Origin of the sequence: Dinghuibacter sp. (genome assembly GCF_035492835.1) — a bacterium.
GTDB lineage: Bacteria > Bacteroidota > Bacteroidia > Chitinophagales > Chitinophagaceae > Dinghuibacter.
In genome coordinates, this window is record NZ_DATJIY010000053.1 from 1 (window position 1) to 14,461 (window position 14,461).

16 protein-coding genes are annotated in these 14,461 nt (G+C 58.9%); 12 read left to right on the forward strand and 4 right to left on the reverse strand.

The window, feature by feature from the left end; genetic code table 11:
• From VL547_RS04950 to VL547_RS04960, 3 genes are all read left to right on the forward strand, one after another.
• Positions 1 to 571, forward strand: a 571-nt coding sequence (locus VL547_RS04950) for a HEAT repeat domain-containing protein (protein ID WP_325575831.1), incomplete at its 5' end; no start/stop codon positions are given.
• A gap of 10 nt (positions 572 to 581) precedes the next feature.
• Positions 582 to 1,355: a DUF4097 family beta strand repeat-containing protein gene (locus VL547_RS04955; RefSeq protein ID WP_325575833.1), complete on the forward strand. Its 774-nt coding sequence runs from the start codon at positions 582 to 584 to the stop codon at positions 1,353 to 1,355.
• Positions 1,356 to 1,357: 2 nt separating this feature from the next.
• Positions 1,358 to 2,026: a hypothetical protein gene (locus VL547_RS04960; protein WP_325575835.1), complete on the forward strand. Its 669-nt coding sequence runs from the start codon at positions 1,358 to 1,360 to the stop codon at positions 2,024 to 2,026.
• A 272-nt stretch (positions 2,027 to 2,298) separates the two neighbouring features.
• Here VL547_RS04960 and VL547_RS04965 read toward each other — a convergent pair whose 3' ends face one another.
• Positions 2,299 to 2,751 carry a nuclear transport factor 2 family protein gene (locus VL547_RS04965; protein WP_325575837.1) on the reverse strand — a complete coding sequence of 151 codons (453 nt, stop codon included), beginning with the start codon at positions 2,749 to 2,751 and terminating at the stop codon, positions 2,299 to 2,301.
• Between the two features lie 72 nt (positions 2,752 to 2,823).
• Here VL547_RS04965 and VL547_RS04970 point away from each other — a divergent pair, with 72 nt between their 5' ends.
• On the forward strand, positions 2,824 to 4,083 hold the full coding sequence (locus tag VL547_RS04970; protein WP_325575839.1) for a serine hydrolase domain-containing protein: 1,260 nt from the start codon (positions 2,824 to 2,826) through the stop codon (positions 4,081 to 4,083).
• A gap of 52 nt (positions 4,084 to 4,135) precedes the next feature.
• On the opposite strand, the gene VL547_RS04975 is transcribed toward VL547_RS04970, so the two are convergent.
• On the reverse strand, positions 4,136 to 4,720 hold the full coding sequence (locus VL547_RS04975) for a hypothetical protein (protein WP_325575841.1): 585 nt from the start codon (positions 4,718 to 4,720) through the stop codon (positions 4,136 to 4,138).
• Positions 4,721 to 4,816: 96 nt separating this feature from the next.
• On the opposite strand from VL547_RS04975, the gene VL547_RS04980 reads away from it, so the two are divergent.
• From VL547_RS04980 to VL547_RS05010, 7 genes are all read left to right on the forward strand, one after another.
• Positions 4,817 to 4,999 carry a helix-turn-helix domain-containing protein gene (locus VL547_RS04980; protein WP_325575843.1) on the forward strand — a complete coding sequence of 61 codons (183 nt, stop codon included), beginning with the start codon at positions 4,817 to 4,819 and terminating at the stop codon, positions 4,997 to 4,999.
• 46 nt (positions 5,000 to 5,045) lie between these two features.
• Positions 5,046 to 6,008 (forward strand): sensor histidine kinase, encoded by a 963-nt coding sequence (locus tag VL547_RS04985; RefSeq protein WP_325575845.1) that lies wholly within the window; start codon positions 5,046 to 5,048, stop codon positions 6,006 to 6,008.
• The gene (locus tag VL547_RS04990) at positions 6,005 to 6,739 is read left to right on the forward strand and encodes a LytTR family DNA-binding domain-containing protein (protein ID WP_325575847.1); all 735 of its coding nucleotides are present in this window, start codon (positions 6,005 to 6,007) and stop codon (positions 6,737 to 6,739) included. Before VL547_RS04985 ends, VL547_RS04990 begins: the two co-directional genes overlap by 4 nt.
• 62 nt (positions 6,740 to 6,801) lie before the next feature.
• A complete protein-coding gene (locus VL547_RS04995; RefSeq protein ID WP_325575849.1) occupies positions 6,802 to 8,121 on the forward strand; it encodes a TolC family protein in 1,320 nt (439 codons plus the stop codon).
• Positions 8,121 to 9,209, forward strand: coding sequence for an efflux RND transporter periplasmic adaptor subunit (locus VL547_RS05000; RefSeq protein ID WP_325575851.1), 1,089 nt, complete (start codon positions 8,121 to 8,123; stop codon positions 9,207 to 9,209). Before VL547_RS04995 ends, VL547_RS05000 begins: the two co-directional genes overlap by 1 nt.
• A 14-nt stretch (positions 9,210 to 9,223) precedes the next feature.
• Complete coding sequence (locus VL547_RS05005) at positions 9,224 to 10,468, forward strand: ABC transporter permease (protein ID WP_325575852.1); 1,245 nt, start codon at positions 9,224 to 9,226, stop codon at positions 10,466 to 10,468.
• Between the two features lie 4 nt (positions 10,469 to 10,472).
• Complete coding sequence (locus VL547_RS05010; protein WP_325575854.1) at positions 10,473 to 11,156, forward strand: ABC transporter ATP-binding protein; 684 nt, start codon at positions 10,473 to 10,475, stop codon at positions 11,154 to 11,156.
• Positions 11,157 to 11,162: 6 nt separating this feature from the next.
• Here VL547_RS05010 and VL547_RS05015 read toward each other — a convergent pair whose 3' ends face one another.
• Together VL547_RS05015 and VL547_RS05020 are read right to left on the reverse strand one after the other, a co-directional pair.
• Positions 11,163 to 11,984: a 5'-nucleotidase, lipoprotein e(P4) family gene (locus VL547_RS05015; RefSeq protein WP_325575856.1), complete on the reverse strand. Its 822-nt coding sequence runs from the start codon at positions 11,982 to 11,984 to the stop codon at positions 11,163 to 11,165.
• A 41-nt stretch (positions 11,985 to 12,025) separates the two neighbouring features.
• Entirely contained in the window at positions 12,026 to 13,891 is a 1,866-nt protein-coding gene (locus tag VL547_RS05020) for a tetratricopeptide repeat-containing sensor histidine kinase (protein WP_325575858.1), read from the reverse strand.
• Between the two features lie 169 nt (positions 13,892 to 14,060).
• On the opposite strand from VL547_RS05020, the gene VL547_RS05025 reads away from it, so the two are divergent.
• A partial coding sequence (locus VL547_RS05025) for a Gfo/Idh/MocA family protein (protein ID WP_325575860.1) occupies positions 14,061 to 14,461 on the forward strand: 401 nt, incomplete at its 3' end.

A 14,461-nucleotide genomic window follows, 5' to 3' on the forward strand; every position in this document is an offset into this window, starting at 1 on the left:
AGCGCAGGAGGCGTCGAAGCGCCGGGCCGGTGGCCAGGTGGTACGCATGAGCTGGTTTTCCGCCCTTGGCAAAACGGCGGTGGCCGCGGCTATCCTCCTGGTGGGCATGCTGATCGGGTACCGGCTCCATACCGGTCCGGATAACGCCAGGGAGCTCGGCGAGTTGAAGACCTCGCTTAAGGAAGTGAAGGAATCCCTTATGATCAACATGCTGGACAACGAATCGGCCAGCGAGCGGATCAAGGCCGTGAACTACGCGGAGGAGATGCCCGCCCCCAATGAACGGGTGATCGACGCCCTGGTAAACACGCTGAACAACGACAAAAGCGTCAACGTCCGCCTGGCCGCCCTTTATTCGCTGGCCCGCTATAACGACAACCGGGCGGTAACCGATTCGCTCGTCAATTCACTTAGCCGCCAGACCGAGCCGATCATCCAGATCGTGCTGATCAATATTCTCGGGGAAAGGAGGGAGCAAAAGGCCATACAGCCGATGCGGAACCTGCTCGAGAACCAGAAAACGCTAAAAGAGGTCAAGGACATGGCCCGCAAGGAACTCAACAAACTATAACTACGCAAATATGAAGATTTCACTTTTTGGGCTGGCGCTCGGCGCCATGCTCCTGGCATCGCGCACCCTTCACGCACAGGAATACAAGATCGACGTATCGGGTCAAAAGGATGCCCAGCTCGTACTGGAGGATTTCAATGGGGATTTGCCCGTCGAAGGCTATAGCGGGAACGAAATCGTCATCACCGCCGAAGGGCTTGGGGAAAGACCCGAGCGGGCCAAAGGGCTGACGGCCGTATACCCCGGTGGCGACGACAATACCGGCATAGGCCTGAACGTTACCAAGGATGGCGGACACATCGTCGCCCATTGCATCCTGCCTTTCAACCGGGACGGACACTACAAGATCAAGGTTCCCTCCAACCTGCGCATCAAGATCAACCGCGGTTGCGAACGCTCGGCTGAGGTGAACGTCTCCAACATGACTAACGAGGTCGACGTCAACAACTGCCACGACATCACCCTGAAGAACGTCACGGGGCCGCTCATCCTGAATACCATCAGCGGGGACATCAAGGTAACCTTTACCCAGCTCGCCAAGGATAAGCCGATATCGATCGCGTCCATCAGCGGGGAAATTGACGTCACGATGCCCGCCAGCGCGGCCGTCAACCTGGAAATGAGCACCATCTCCGGCGGCATGTATACCGACTTCGACCTCAAATCGAACGACAAGGATATGAAGAAAGTGGGCGGCGGCGCGGTCGGCACCAAGCTCAACGGTGGCGGCGTCGACCTGAAGATCACCAACGTCAGCGGCAACATATACCTCAGAAAAGGATAAATATGAAAAAGCTATCCATCACCGCCCTGGGCGCCCTGCTGGTCCTGACCGCCGGCGCCCAGGCAACCGACACCACCCATCCGCGGATCGTAGACCAGCACATCCCGCTGGCTGCCGGCGCGAAGGTCAAGCTGGACATCCAGATCACCGACTCCATCCAGGTCATTACCTGGGACAAAAACGAGGTCTGGGTCAAGGGCTCCATCAACATCAACGATAACAAGGACAACGACCGCTACACCGTGGACTTTGATAAGACCGGCGGCGACCTCGACGTCAAGGCCCGCATAGGAAAGGTGAGCGAGGCCAACCGCAAAAAGTGCAACTGCGACTGCTCCACTTCCGAGATCGGCTTTACCGTCTACGTCCCCGCGGGCGTCGATCTTTCGGTCGAAACGATCAACGGTAACATCACCATTACCGGCCCCGTCGGCGCGGTTCGCGCCCACACCATCAGCGGTTTCGTGGATATGTCGGTCAAACCCGACAGCAAGGCCGACCTGAAGTTCTCCACCATCAGCGGGAACATGTACTCTAACCTGAACCTCGACATCGAAGGCAAGCACAACCTGCCCAAGGTGGGTGGGAACGTCACCACCACCCTGAACGGCGGCGGCAGGTCCATCGACCTGGAGACGATCAGCGGGGATATTTACCTCAGGAAGAGCTAAAGAGGCTATGACGGCTTTTGAATTTTTTTTGTATTTTATCCATAAAACAATAAAAATGATGGATAAAAGACTTTCAAGGGACGAAATGAAAAGGGTCGTAGGTGGCGGTCAGCCGTGTGGCCCAGGCTTTCCGACATGCCCCCCCGGGACGATTTGCTCCGGCAGTATGTGCATCGTCGGTCACTGCAAAGAAAAGGGACAGATCTGCGTGGTGAATGCCGATTGCTGCGTTGGTCCTTGCGTAAATGAGGGCGGTGGGCTGCTGATCTGCGTTAATTAACGGCGCAACCCTGCTTATGCTCGGTATCCAGAATGTACTGGATCTTCCACTTCCCGCCGATACGCACCAACTGGAAGGAGTCTACGCCGCAATGGTAGAATTTCCCGTGGAAATAGAGGTTGTACGGAGCCCAGACCATGGCCAGGTTGCCGTCCACCTTCACGACATCGATCCGTGGCTTCTCATCCACCGACTCCGGCGGCAGACCGGCGATGATATGGGCAAAAACGGCAGCCGAATCCGTCCGCACCTTTATATCCGCCGTGCGCTCGTCCAGCGATTGGAGCAGGCCGCCTGATGTAAAACAGGCCACGATGGCGCTGGAATCGCTTTTGTGCATGGCCTCGAAGAGATTGCCGACGACGGCCCTGACGGAGTCCTCGGCGGTCTGGGCTTTTACGCCGGCGGCGATAGTGAGCAGGCAAAGCAGCAAAAGATAACGCATACGGCGATTTTCATAAAGATAGCCGAAATTGCCCTAACTTTCCCGGGCCCGTAGCTTCGGGCGTAATGCCGTATGAAGAAACTTTTGCTGCTCCTCCTGGCTTTCGCCGCACTGACTTCCAGGGCCCAGGTCATCGACCCGCATCCCCCCCATCTTCCCGACGTCAACTACCCGCGCCTGGCGCGTATCGATACCCTCGTCGATACCTATGTCCGCAACGGTTGGGTCAAGGGCGTGGTGACGCTGGTGGTCCGCGACGGGAAGCTGATTCAGAACAAAGGCTATGGTTTTGCCGACGCGGAAGCCGGCAAGCCGATGATGCCGGACGAGCTCTTCCGCATCGCGTCGCAGACAAAGGCGATCGTCAGCACCGGTTTGATGATGTTGTGGGAGGAAGGTAAGTTTTACCTGGACGAGCCCATCTCGGACTTCATGCCGGCCTTCGCGCACATGACCGTCCTGGACAAATTCAACGAAAAGGACAGCAGCTATACGACGAAACCGGCCAAACGCGGGATCACCTTCCGGGACCTGCTGACCCATACTTCCGGTCTCGACTATGCGCTGATCGGCACGCCTTCCATGCGGGCCATCTACGCGAAGGCGGGTATCCCCTCCGGCCTGGGTGTCATCGACGCGGACCTCAAGGAACGGATGAACGCCCTGGCCGCCCTGCCCCTCGGCTCACAGCCCGGTGAAAAATGGACGTATAGCCTGAGCGTGGACCTGGCCGGTTGCCTGGTGGAAGTCATCAGCGGCAAAGACCTCGAAACCTTTCTCCGCGAACGTCTTTTCAATCCGCTGGGCATGAAGGATACTTATTTCAACGTCCCCGCGGCGAAGGCCGCCCGGCTGGCCGCCGTCTATACCGAGGACGACCAGCACCATATCGTCCGCTGGACCGCCGAAAAGACCGGCGTCGACGCGGGCTATCCGTTGGCCCGCAAGCGTTACTTTTCCGGCGGCGCGGGTCTGACGTCCACCGCCTTCGACTACGCCGTTTTCCTGCAGATGATGCTCAACCACGGCGTATACAACGGCGTACGCGTCCTGGCGCCCCGCACCGTCGAGCTCATGACCAGCGGCCAGCTCGATTTCCTGTATAATGGTTCCGACAATTTTGGTTTGGGTTTCGGCCTGACCAGCGCCCGGAGCGCCGCCCGTGGCGGCCGTAACGAAGGCTCCTTCTCGTGGGGCGGCTACTTCGGCACGACCTACTGGGCCGACCCCAAGGCCCACCTGGTGTGCCTGATCATGACCCAACAGACCCCCAACAGCCACGGCGACCTCGCCGCCAAATTCGAGGACGTCGTCTATCAAAGTCTGCAATAGCGGCGGCGCCGTTGCCCCGCGCCCCATCGTTGCGCGAGCGCCCTGCGTCCAGCTACAGCGGGTTGACCACGAACTGCGCGTGGTACACGCGCTCTATGTCCGCCCGCCGCATCTCCGTGGCTGGCACGCTTTCGTCCGCACCGGCCAGCAGGACGACAGCAGCGTCCGTCGCCGCCCTTATATACCGGATCACCTCCATCCCATTGCGCGCCTGGATAATGTATATTTCGCCATACACGATAAATCCCGGGTCGTCCAACCGCCTGCCGCCGACGATGGCATTTTGCCGGATCAGTGGTTCCATGGCGTGTCCCCGGGCCTGGGTAGCGTAGTTACACGAACGGTATTCCGGTATCTGCTTCCAAAAACCGCCGCCATACGTCTCTGTGGGCTCCGACACTGCCATTGCCGTCCCAGATCCGGCCGTCCTGGTCCCGCCTTCCGAATATCGATACTGCCCCTCTTCCGCAAGCGCCTCCCGGTAACGCTTCAACGCCAGGTAAAAGCGCTCGTTCCCTCCCTTCGACAACGCCTGATCGATGTAGTTCGGCGAGTAATGGAGATCCTTCTCGACGGTTCTGCGGTCCTTGCCGAGGCCCCTGAGCTCCCGTAGCAAGTCGAGGATGGCTTGTTTCATAAAGCAATATTATGTTTTTAAAAGCAATATTTATATTTCTTTTTGATTTCATAAAGCAATATTTTTACCATATCTCTCTGGTGAAAATCCGTGGTTATGGAAAAGCTTTTAAACAAAAAAGAGGTCGCGTTGGCCCTTGGGGTGTCGGTCAAGGCCATAGACAAGTGGTTAGGGGAGGGTCGGCTTCCGTATATCCGCCTTTCGCGGAAGTGTATTCGCTTCCGCCCCTCCGAAATCCAAACATTCCTCAACAAGCTCAAGGTAAAGCCCGGCCACTAAGGCCCCGCGGGCTCGCCCCGCCCCGCAAAATTCCCTAACTTCCCGCATGCGCCGCAAACGCACCCTGTGCATCCTCTTCTCCCTGCTGGTGCCCGCCCTGAACCTCGTCAACAACGACGTCTTCACCCGCGGCATCGACTACCGGAAGGTCCTCACCTCCTGGGTGATCGGCTTTTGCTTCCTGCTGCTGACCTGGACGGTCAACCAGGCGTTGCGCGACCGGGGCGCGAAGTGGTGGGCGTATGTAGTCGCCAATGCGCTACTCATCCTGGCCATGCAACCCCTGCTACAGTGGCTGGGACCTTACCGCGCCAGCGCCCCCGCCCCCGTCTGGATGGTCGTCATGCGCCTGGCGATCGCCATATTGCTCGAGCTCCTCGTCCAGTCGGCGCTCAAGGCCCTGGAGACGAAGGATGCTATCGCACTGTACAACCAGCAGCTGCTTAACGAGAACCTCCAGGCGAGGCTGGACGCCCTCCGGGAGCAGGTCAACCCGCACTTCCTGTTCAACTCCCTGGGCACCCTGCGGTCGATGGTGCGGCCGGACAATCCCGCCGCCGAACAATTCATACTGCACCTCTCCGACGTATACCGTCAGCTGCTGACCCGCAAGGACGGGGCGACAGTGACGCTGTCGGAAGAGCTGGAATTCCTGAAGTCCTACCAGTATATGCTGGAAGCCCGGTTCGAGGGGATGCTGACTATAACCATCGGGGTACCGGAGGCCTGCCGCGACAAGCGCCTGCCCTCGTTCAGCCTGCAGCTCCTGGTGGAAAATTGCATCAAGCACAACGTCGTCTCCGCCGATCACCCGCTCAAGGTGACCATAAACGCGGACGAAAACGCCGTCACCGTCTCCAACCGCCGCTGTCCCAAGACCACGGGCGAATCATCCGGCATGGGCCTGGCCAACCTTCGCAAACGCTACGAATACCTGGGGGTGCCCGAGGGCATCAAAATAGCCGACGAGCCGGACACCTTTGTCGTAAGCCTTACATTTGTACGATGACCATCCTGATCGTAGAAGACGAACCCAAGACGGCCCGTCTGCTCCGGGAGCTCATCCTGGACGCCGGACCGGGCAGCGAGGTCGTCGGGATATGCGACAGCATACAAGGCGCCGTCCGATGGCTGGAGGAGTCGCCGGCTCCTCCGGGGCTGATTTTTATGGACATCCACCTGGCCGACGGGATCAGCTTCGACATTTTCACCCGGACCCTGGTCCGCTCCCCGGTCGTGTTTTGCACGGCCTATGAGGACTATACGCTGCAGGCCTTTCGGGCGGGGGGCATCGCCTATATCCTGAAGCCTTTCCGGGAAGAGGACATCGCCGGGGTATTTGCGCGCATCGAGCAGATCCGGCACATCGATATACCGGGAGCGCTGAGCGCCACCTTCCTTATCCGGAACCGGGACAAGATGTACCCCGTGGCCGCCCGCGATATTGCCCTCGTGGCGCTGGAGAACGAGGTGACCTACCTGTATACCTTCGACCAGGCCAAGCACCCGTTATTCAAGGGTATGGAGGAAATGGAAGCAGTCCTCGACCCCGCCGCCTTTTTCCGGATCAACCGCCAGATGATCGTCGGCCGGGAAGCCATCCGGGAAATCGAGCCCCTGTCCAACCGCAAGGTAAGGGTCCATACCCGTGTACATCCCGCCGAGGAAGCGGTGGTCAGCCGGCTCAAGGTGACGGATTTCCTCCATTGGGTCGAGCGCCCGGTCAATCCAGGGGCTTAATTGTTCAATTCGCCCTATTTAGCCCCTTGTGAGTCCGGGTTTTCCCCATCTTTGTCCTTCGTATGGACAAACCCTTGATCGCGACCCTGCTGGCCACCGGTCTGCTGATGCAGGCGCGCGCCCAGGACTCCACCCGTCTCACCACCGTTACCTCTTTTGCGGGTCTGTGGGAAAAGGTGCGTCACGACAACCCTACCGGCCGGGTCTATGCGCTCAACATACAAAAGGCCAGGATCGACCGGTCAGCCGCGCGGAGTTTTTTGTATCCGAACGTGGGTGGTAATTTTAACGGGCAGGATAACCTGGCGCTGGCCGTCACGCCCGTGCCGGGGGAGCTGGTCAATCGCCCCGGCACTACCTATTACGTCGAATTCGGCAAACATTATAGCTATACCACGGGCTTATCCGCCAGCGAAACGCTGTTCAACTGGACCTCGGTTTTCGATGCCCGGATCGCCTCCAGCAATATCACGCTCAACCAGGCGCAAGCCGCCTACTACGAGCAGACCCTTAAAGAACAAACCGCCCGGAACTACTATGCCCTGTTGGTTTCCCGGGCGGCCATCGCCGTGGCGAACCAGGACCGGTCGCTAGCGGACAGCCTGGTGGGGATGAGCCGCCAGCGCCTGGAAGAAGGGCTTACCGATGCCGCCGCCCTCAACCTGGCGAGGATCGATGCGGGCAATGTCCGGTCGAACCTGGCCCAGAGCCGGTTGCTGTACGACCAGTCCCTGGAAAACCTCCACATCTTGTTGGGGCAGGGACCCAATGACAGCCTCGACATCACCGAGACCCTCGACCTCGCTCAAGACGAAGGCGACGGCCCCATCAACCTCGGCCCCGATAAAAACCTCGACGTCTATCGCGTCCAGGCGGAAACCGCCGCCCTCCAGCGTCGGGAAAAATTCGCCGCGGCGCTGCCCACGCTGGGGTTAAGCGGCTACTATGGGTTCCAACAGTTCAGGGACGACTTCGCGATGTCTTTCAAACAAGGCGCCTGGACCAACAATACGTATATCGGTCTGAATCTGCAGGTGCCACTGTTCACGGGCCTGGCCAACGCCAACCACTGGAAGAGCGCAAAGGTCTCCGAACAGGTAGCAGCCCTGCAATTCGACAACGCGCGTTTACAAAGCCAGGCGGGAGACGACCTCCTGCTCCGGCAACACCAGGACTACCTGGAGATGGTCCGGGTTTCCAGGGACAATTTCCTGTTGTACGGGCGAAACCTGGTCCTGTCACGGCAAAAGTTTTCCGAAGGCTTGCTGGCGATGGACGGATATCTCAAGGTATTTGAAGATTATCTTACGGCGGAAAACGCCTACCTCAACAATATGAGTAACCTATTGAACGTCCAGGCGTCCATCCTGGCGAGAAACTAATGAAGCGCCGCTACATCATCCTGATATTGCTGGCTCTTACGGGATGCAAACGCCAGGAATCCACCCGGCCCCAGCGGCGGGACATCGTGGACGCGGTCTTTGCCAGCGGCAATATCGAGACCCGGGATGGCTACAAGGTCATCGCCAACGCCGACGGCTACCTCCAAACGGCTTATGTGTCCGAGGGCGATACGGTGGTACAGGGCCGCACGCTTTTCCGCCTGGATGGACGCACCCAGATCACCCAGGTCGCCAACGCGGACGACAACCTGAAGTTCGCCCAGACCAATCGCAAACCGGGTTCACCCCAGCTCGAGCAGCTGAACTTCCAGATCGCGCAGGCGGTGGAGAGGTTCCGGCTGGACTCCACCAACTTCCGGCGGTACGAACGGTTACTGCCTACACAGGCGGTCGCAAAGGTGGACTACGACAACGCCCTGCTGGCGATGCAGAACTCCGCGACCAGCCTGCAGGTGCTCGAAAAGAACAAGGCCGACCTGGAGCACAACCTTTCCCTGAGCGTAGACAATGCAAAGGCCCAGCTGCGCATCCAGGAGCTGGGGAACGACTATTTCAAGGTAATAGCGGCGCAACCGGGAGTGGTCCTGACGGTGGCCAAACGCTCAGGGGAACTGGTCCGCAAGGGCGACGTGCTCGCGACCGTGGCCGCGGGGAAGGTCTACGCCAAACTTTTTATTGCCGAAGACGACATCCGCCAGGTCCAAACGGGCCAGGAAGTGCTCATCACCCTCAACACCGACAAGGACCGCGTTTATAAAGCGATCCTGACCAAGATATACCCATCATTCGACGACAGCGATCAGGCCTTCATCGCCGAGGCGCAGTTCACGGACGCCACCCCAGCGGACCTGAAGGACGGGACGCAGCTGCAATCCAACATCGTTATTTCGGAGAAAAAAAACGTCCTCGTCATCCCCACGGTCTATCTGGAGCCCGGCGACAAGGTTATGCTGAAAGAGGGCCACAAAGACACCGCGATCCGGACCGGGATCCGCAACCTCGATTATACCGAGGTCCTGGGCGGCCTGGGCGATCAGGACGTCATCCTCTTGCCCAAGCGACAATAAAAAGCGACAATAACATGCCCGGGTCCACCAACCAGCAGATCGCCTACGTTTACCTGACTTCCAAGCTGAAGCAGACACTCGTGGCCGTTCTGGGCGTCACCTTCGGGATTTCCATGTATGTTTTCATGAACAGCTTCATGACCGGCGTCAACGACGTCCAGACGGACCTTGCCTTCAGCTCGCTGGCGCACATCCACGTGTATAACGATGGTCCCGCTGACAACACCGACCTGGTCTCCAAAATATGGCCCACCGGTACGATTACGCATATCCACAGCGCGCGTATCATCCAATATACCGAAGGCATCAGGCAATCCGGTGAGATACTGAACTTCCTCCGCCACCAGCCGGAGCTGACCGCGATCACGCCCCAGGTCAATGTCAACGTGTTTTTCCGCAACGGCGCCAACCGCGTCAATGGTACGCTTTCCGGGGTGGACGTCGGGAACGAGGACCGCGTTTTTCATATTTCCCGGTACATGAAGGAAGGCAATTGGAACGAGCTCCGTTACCGAAACGACGGTGTGTTCCTGGGGACCACGCTGGCAAAGAACCTGAGCCTTCACACCGGCGACAACATCAATGTGCTGACACCCGATGGCGTCAGCAAGAGCTTTAAGGTGATCGGTCTTTTCGAGACCGGCGTGACCACCACCGATAAAACCAAGGCGTACCTGGAGATCGGAGCCGCGCGGCAGCTGCTGAAGAAAAACGCGGACTACGTGAGTGACATCCAGGTCAACATCACCGACTTTCACAAGGCCGACGCCGTGGCTCACCGGATCGCCCCGGTCATTCCCTACAAAACCGAATCCTGGGCCGAGGCCAACCAGCAGCTGGAAGCGGGTTCCCGGCTGCGCGACATCATCGCCGTCGCCGTGTCGCTCACCATCCTCCTGGTGGCCGGTTTCGGTATCTACAATATCATGAACATGACCATCAACGAAAAGATTCGCGAGATCGCTATCCTGAAGGCGATGGGTTTCGCGGGACGGGATATCACGATCATCTTCCTGACCCTGGCCATGGTCATCGGTCTGGTCGGCGGGATGATCGGGCTGGCGTTGGGGTATACCGTATCGACCATCGTTGCCCACATACCGTTCCGTATCGCCAGCCTGTCGCACCTGCCCATGGCTTATTACTGGCAGGACTATGCGCTGGCCTTTTCGTTCGGTCTGGCGACGACCTTCGTGGCCGGGTATATGCCCGCGCGCAAGGCGTCTAAAATCGATCCGGTGGAGATCATAAGGGGATAAAACTATGTCCAGAGAAATAGCCCTGAAGGCGGAACATATCGTCAAATACTTCGACCAGCCCGAGCGCTTCCAGGTCCTCAAGGACCTCAGCTTCGAGGTATACAAGGGGGAGTTCCTGTCGCTCGTGGGTAAGTCGGGTTCGGGTAAGTCCACCCTGCTCTACATCCTGTCGACAATGGACACCAGCTACGAGGGCGGCTTGGCCATCAACGGCCAGGCCCTCACCGGCCGCACCCAGAACGAGCTCGCCGCCTTCCGCAACGAGCACATCGGGTTCGTCTTCCAGTTCCATTACCTACTCCCCGAGTTCTCCGTCCTGCACAACGTCATGCTCCCCGCCCTCAAGCTCCGGCGCAAGTCCCGCGCGGAGGTGGAGGCGGACGCCCTGGAGCTGCTGACCAGCCTCGACCTGCGCGACCAGGCCGGCAAGCTCGCCTCCCGGCTTTCCGGCGGCCAGCAACAACGCGTGGCCATCGCCCGCGCCCTGATCAACGAGCCCGCCGTCATCATGGGCGACGAGCCCACCGGCAACCTCGACTCCAAAAATACCGGTATCGTCTTCGACATCCTCCGCCGCCTGGCCTCCGAGCGCCACCAGACCATCATCACCGTCACCCACGACGAAGACTTCGCCCGCCGCGGCGACCGCATCATCGAACTCAGCGATGGTCGCCTCGTGCGGCAGTAACCGCGTCTACCACGTCCGCAGCAACCTCAGCCTTTCCGCCTTCTCCGTATCGATGTCGGTATAACGCCCCTGGTACAACGCCCCCTCCCAGTCCCCATAAATCGCATTCGGAAACACGATGTACCGCTCCCCGAACCGCGACTCCTGCCGCATCACCAACGCCGTGCGCGCGGCGCTGTCCCGCGGCAGGCCGTCATACCCGTCGTCGAAGTCCGTCAGGTTATCGCCCAGGAGCGTAATAACGGTATCGCCCCGCTCCGCGATCCACTGGCGGCGGCGGTGCTTGCTTTTCTCCCCGGGCATTGCCAGGAGCAGGTGGCTGGTATCCGTCGTGCCAGGGAATCCCAGCGCGGCCATATTGCGACGGGTGGGTTCCACCAGGCTGTCCTGGCGGTTGGAGACATAGAATATATCGATGGGGCGCTTGAGCTTATCGCGCAGCCCATTCACCCAACGGAAGAAGTCCACCGCCCCGGGCACCGCGTCCGCCTCTGCCCGGCGTACCCAGGTGACCCACTGCGTGTCGGTATACGTCATACCATGCGTAATGAGCCACGCCTCGTTCTTACTGTTGTCGAGCGCCGTCTCGTCCAGATCGGTGACGATCGCCAGCCGGCGTTTGTCCTTGGTTGTATTCTGCGCGCGCAACGCCGATGAAATGCGCATCGACGCGATATTGTAGGCCTGTAAGCACAACGCCTTGTATTCCGCCGCGCGTTGCATATAAAGGACGGACATGACGACCTGATCGTCGCGTTTAGCCGGGGGCGCCGTGGGAGGCTGCGCGCACGCCGCGAAAACCAAAAGGAGCAGGATGGTATATTTCATCCCCGAAGATACCTAATTCCATGGAGCGGAGACGCCGCGCGTTACTTCCCCACATGCGGCAACGCATAAAAGAACATCGCCCCCTGCGTCTTCCCGTTCTCCGCCCAGATACGTCCGAACATCCGGTCGATGAAGTCCTTGCAGATCATGAGCGCGACGCCCGCGCCCTTTTCCTTTTCACTGTCGTAGCGGAGCTCTTTTTTGGGAGAAAAGAGTTGGGGTAGCTTAGAAGGATTGATACCGCGACCCTGGTCCTGTACGCACACGATGACCTCGCCATCGCCCAGGTGCGCGGTGACGGTTACGAAGCTTCCGTCGGGTGTAAACTTGATGGCGTTATGGATGAGGTTCCGGTTGATGAACTGGAGGAGCTCCCGGTCGGCATGGATGGTGATGGTTTCGGAAACCGCGTTGACCAGCGCGATGCGGCGTTGTTCCCCCGTGGGCAGGAAGGGGCGCATCGCTTCTTCAACGAGGTCTTTCAGGCTTAGCGGCACGGGGTCGTACTGGAACCCGGACAGCTGGCGCTTGATCCATTGCAGGATGTTCTCGAAGATGTCGATCGCGTTGTCCGAAGAGGTTTCGATCGACTGGACGAGCATCTGCATTTCCTCCCGGGAAAGGGCTTCGGGGTCTTTGAGCAGTACCGCCAGGCTTTTGGCGGTATTGATGGGTTGGCGGAAGTCGTGTGCCAGCAGCGATACCAGCTTATTGTTGAATTCGTGCTTGAGCTGGAGCTGGTTGTTCCGTTCGCTGACCACTGAATTGAGCGCTTCCAGGGTCACCGCGTGTTGTTGTTTGAGGCGGTAGAGCTGGAAGAGGACCAGCCCGATGGCCGCCACTGAGATCGAAAAAATACCCAGGATGAATATGATCAGCTTGCGGTTCTCGTTCTTGGTTTGCGCGTTTTCGAGCTCTTTGGTCGCCAGGGCATAGTCGGTATAGTCGACGCCCGATTTGACATTGGCAGTGTCCTCGCCGGCATAGATGGTGAGGAGCTTTTCCGCGTAGGGCAGCGCCTTCGACGGATCGCCCAGGCGGTGGTAATAGTCGTAGAGCGTCCGGGAAAAGGACTTTATGTAGGTCGTGAAGTGCTGGGCTTCGGCGATATCCAGGCCTTGCTTATAGCGGGCGAGCCCCGAATCCGGTTCCTCCCTGATAAAATAGTCGCCCAGCGCTTTCAGGATGTCCATGGCGATGTAGACCTCGCCCCGGTTGAGGGCGGTCGTCTTGGCCTCCTGGAGCAACGCGACGCCTATGGATGTTTTTTGTTCCCGCAGGTCGATCATCCCTTCGGTCTGGGTGATCATCGTCAGTACCGAGGTGTCCTTGTCGCGGACCGCGATATAGCGGGCCTTGTCCAGGTAGATCGTCAGCGAATCCTTGGGGATGCGATCCAGGTAGAGCGACAGGTAGTTGACCAGCGTGAGTGATAGGATCGAGTCGTTGCGGAGCCGCCATCCCGATTGGATGGCGTCGTGGAAGTAGCGTATGGATTTGTCGTCCTTGCCCTGTTCCTGGAAAACCAGTGCGATGTCCATCATCAGCCGCACGATGTTGGCCGAGTCCCGTAATCCCTTATAGATGTCGAGGGCGTCGCTGTAATAATGAAAGGCCAGTGATGGGTTGTTGCTCAGGTCGTACACGATCCCCAGGTTTTTGAGCGCCACCGCGCGTCCCCGGTCGTATTGCAAGCTTTCCGCCATCGCGAATGCCTGGTGGGCCAGCTCACGGCAGGAGTCGAGGTTGACCTGGTAGTACAACTGTGACAGCCGGTTGAGGGCGTCGATGTACTGGAGACTGTCTTTGATAGTGGGGAGCTGTTGCTGCAAAGCCCTGATGTCCTGTGCCCGGGAACCGGTAGGACGCATCACCAGGAGTAGGACTATGCAGAGGTAGCGCTTCATAAGGGGGTATACGGACAAAAACCATTGGGAAAGTACGACATATTTCCGACATATTCAAACTACATCGCTATTTTGGGCTGCTATAACGTTATAGCAGCCCCGGGGACTTACATCAACATCCGCATGGTCGTAGCGCCGCCGCCCCCCGGAATATTCGCTATTTTAGCCTATGCCCACGCCCATCAAAACCGCCCTCTGCTCCTTCGGCATGTCCGGTCGCGTCTTCCACGCGCCCTTTATCCACGCGCATCCCGGCTTCGAATTGACCGCCGTATGGGAACGCGAAAAGAACCTCGCCGAAAAAGCCTATCCCGGAGTCCGCACCGTGCGTTCGCTGGATGAGCTCATGGACAGCGCGGAGCTCGTCATCGTCAACACCCCAAACTATACCCACATCGAATACGCCCGGAAGGCGCTGGAGGCCGGCAAGCATGTGGTCGTGGAAAAGCCCTTCACCACCACCGTCTACGAAGCGGTCACGCTGGCGGAGCTGGCGGAGCGCCGCCACGCAAAACTCTCCGTCTACCACAACCGCCGCTACGACAGCGACTACCAGACCGTCCGCGACGT

Bases quoted from the DNA above. Each gene is read 5' to 3' on its own strand.
- VL547_RS04985 (WP_325575845.1), top strand. From the start codon at position 5,046: ATGCGCCGCAAACGCACCCTGTGCATCCTCTTCTCCCTGCTGGTGCCC.
- VL547_RS05010 (WP_325575854.1), top strand. From the start codon at position 10,473: ATGTCCAGAGAAATAGCCCTGAAGGCGGAACATATCGTCAAATACTTC.
- VL547_RS04960 (WP_325575835.1), top strand. From the start codon at position 1,358: ATGAAAAAGCTATCCATCACCGCCCTGGGCGCCCTGCTGGTCCTGACC.
- VL547_RS04955 (WP_325575833.1), top strand. From the start codon at position 582: ATGAAGATTTCACTTTTTGGGCTGGCGCTCGGCGCCATGCTCCTGGCA.
- VL547_RS04975 (WP_325575841.1), bottom strand. From the start codon at position 4,720: ATGAAACAAGCCATCCTCGACTTGCTACGGGAGCTCAGGGGCCTCGGC.
- VL547_RS05000 (WP_325575851.1), top strand. From the start codon at position 8,121: ATGAAGCGCCGCTACATCATCCTGATATTGCTGGCTCTTACGGGATGC.
- VL547_RS04970 (WP_325575839.1), top strand. From the start codon at position 2,824: ATGAAGAAACTTTTGCTGCTCCTCCTGGCTTTCGCCGCACTGACTTCC.
- VL547_RS04990 (WP_325575847.1), top strand. From the start codon at position 6,005: ATGACCATCCTGATCGTAGAAGACGAACCCAAGACGGCCCGTCTGCTC.
- VL547_RS04965 (WP_325575837.1), bottom strand. From the start codon at position 2,751: ATGCGTTATCTTTTGCTGCTTTGCCTGCTCACTATCGCCGCCGGCGTA.
- VL547_RS04980 (WP_325575843.1), top strand. From the start codon at position 4,817: ATGGAAAAGCTTTTAAACAAAAAAGAGGTCGCGTTGGCCCTTGGGGTG.
- VL547_RS05005 (WP_325575852.1), top strand. From the start codon at position 9,224: ATGCCCGGGTCCACCAACCAGCAGATCGCCTACGTTTACCTGACTTCC.
- VL547_RS04995 (WP_325575849.1), top strand. From the start codon at position 6,802: ATGGACAAACCCTTGATCGCGACCCTGCTGGCCACCGGTCTGCTGATG.
- VL547_RS05015 (WP_325575856.1), bottom strand. From the start codon at position 11,984: ATGAAATATACCATCCTGCTCCTTTTGGTTTTCGCGGCGTGCGCGCAG.
- VL547_RS05020 (WP_325575858.1), bottom strand. From the start codon at position 13,891: ATGAAGCGCTACCTCTGCATAGTCCTACTCCTGGTGATGCGTCCTACC.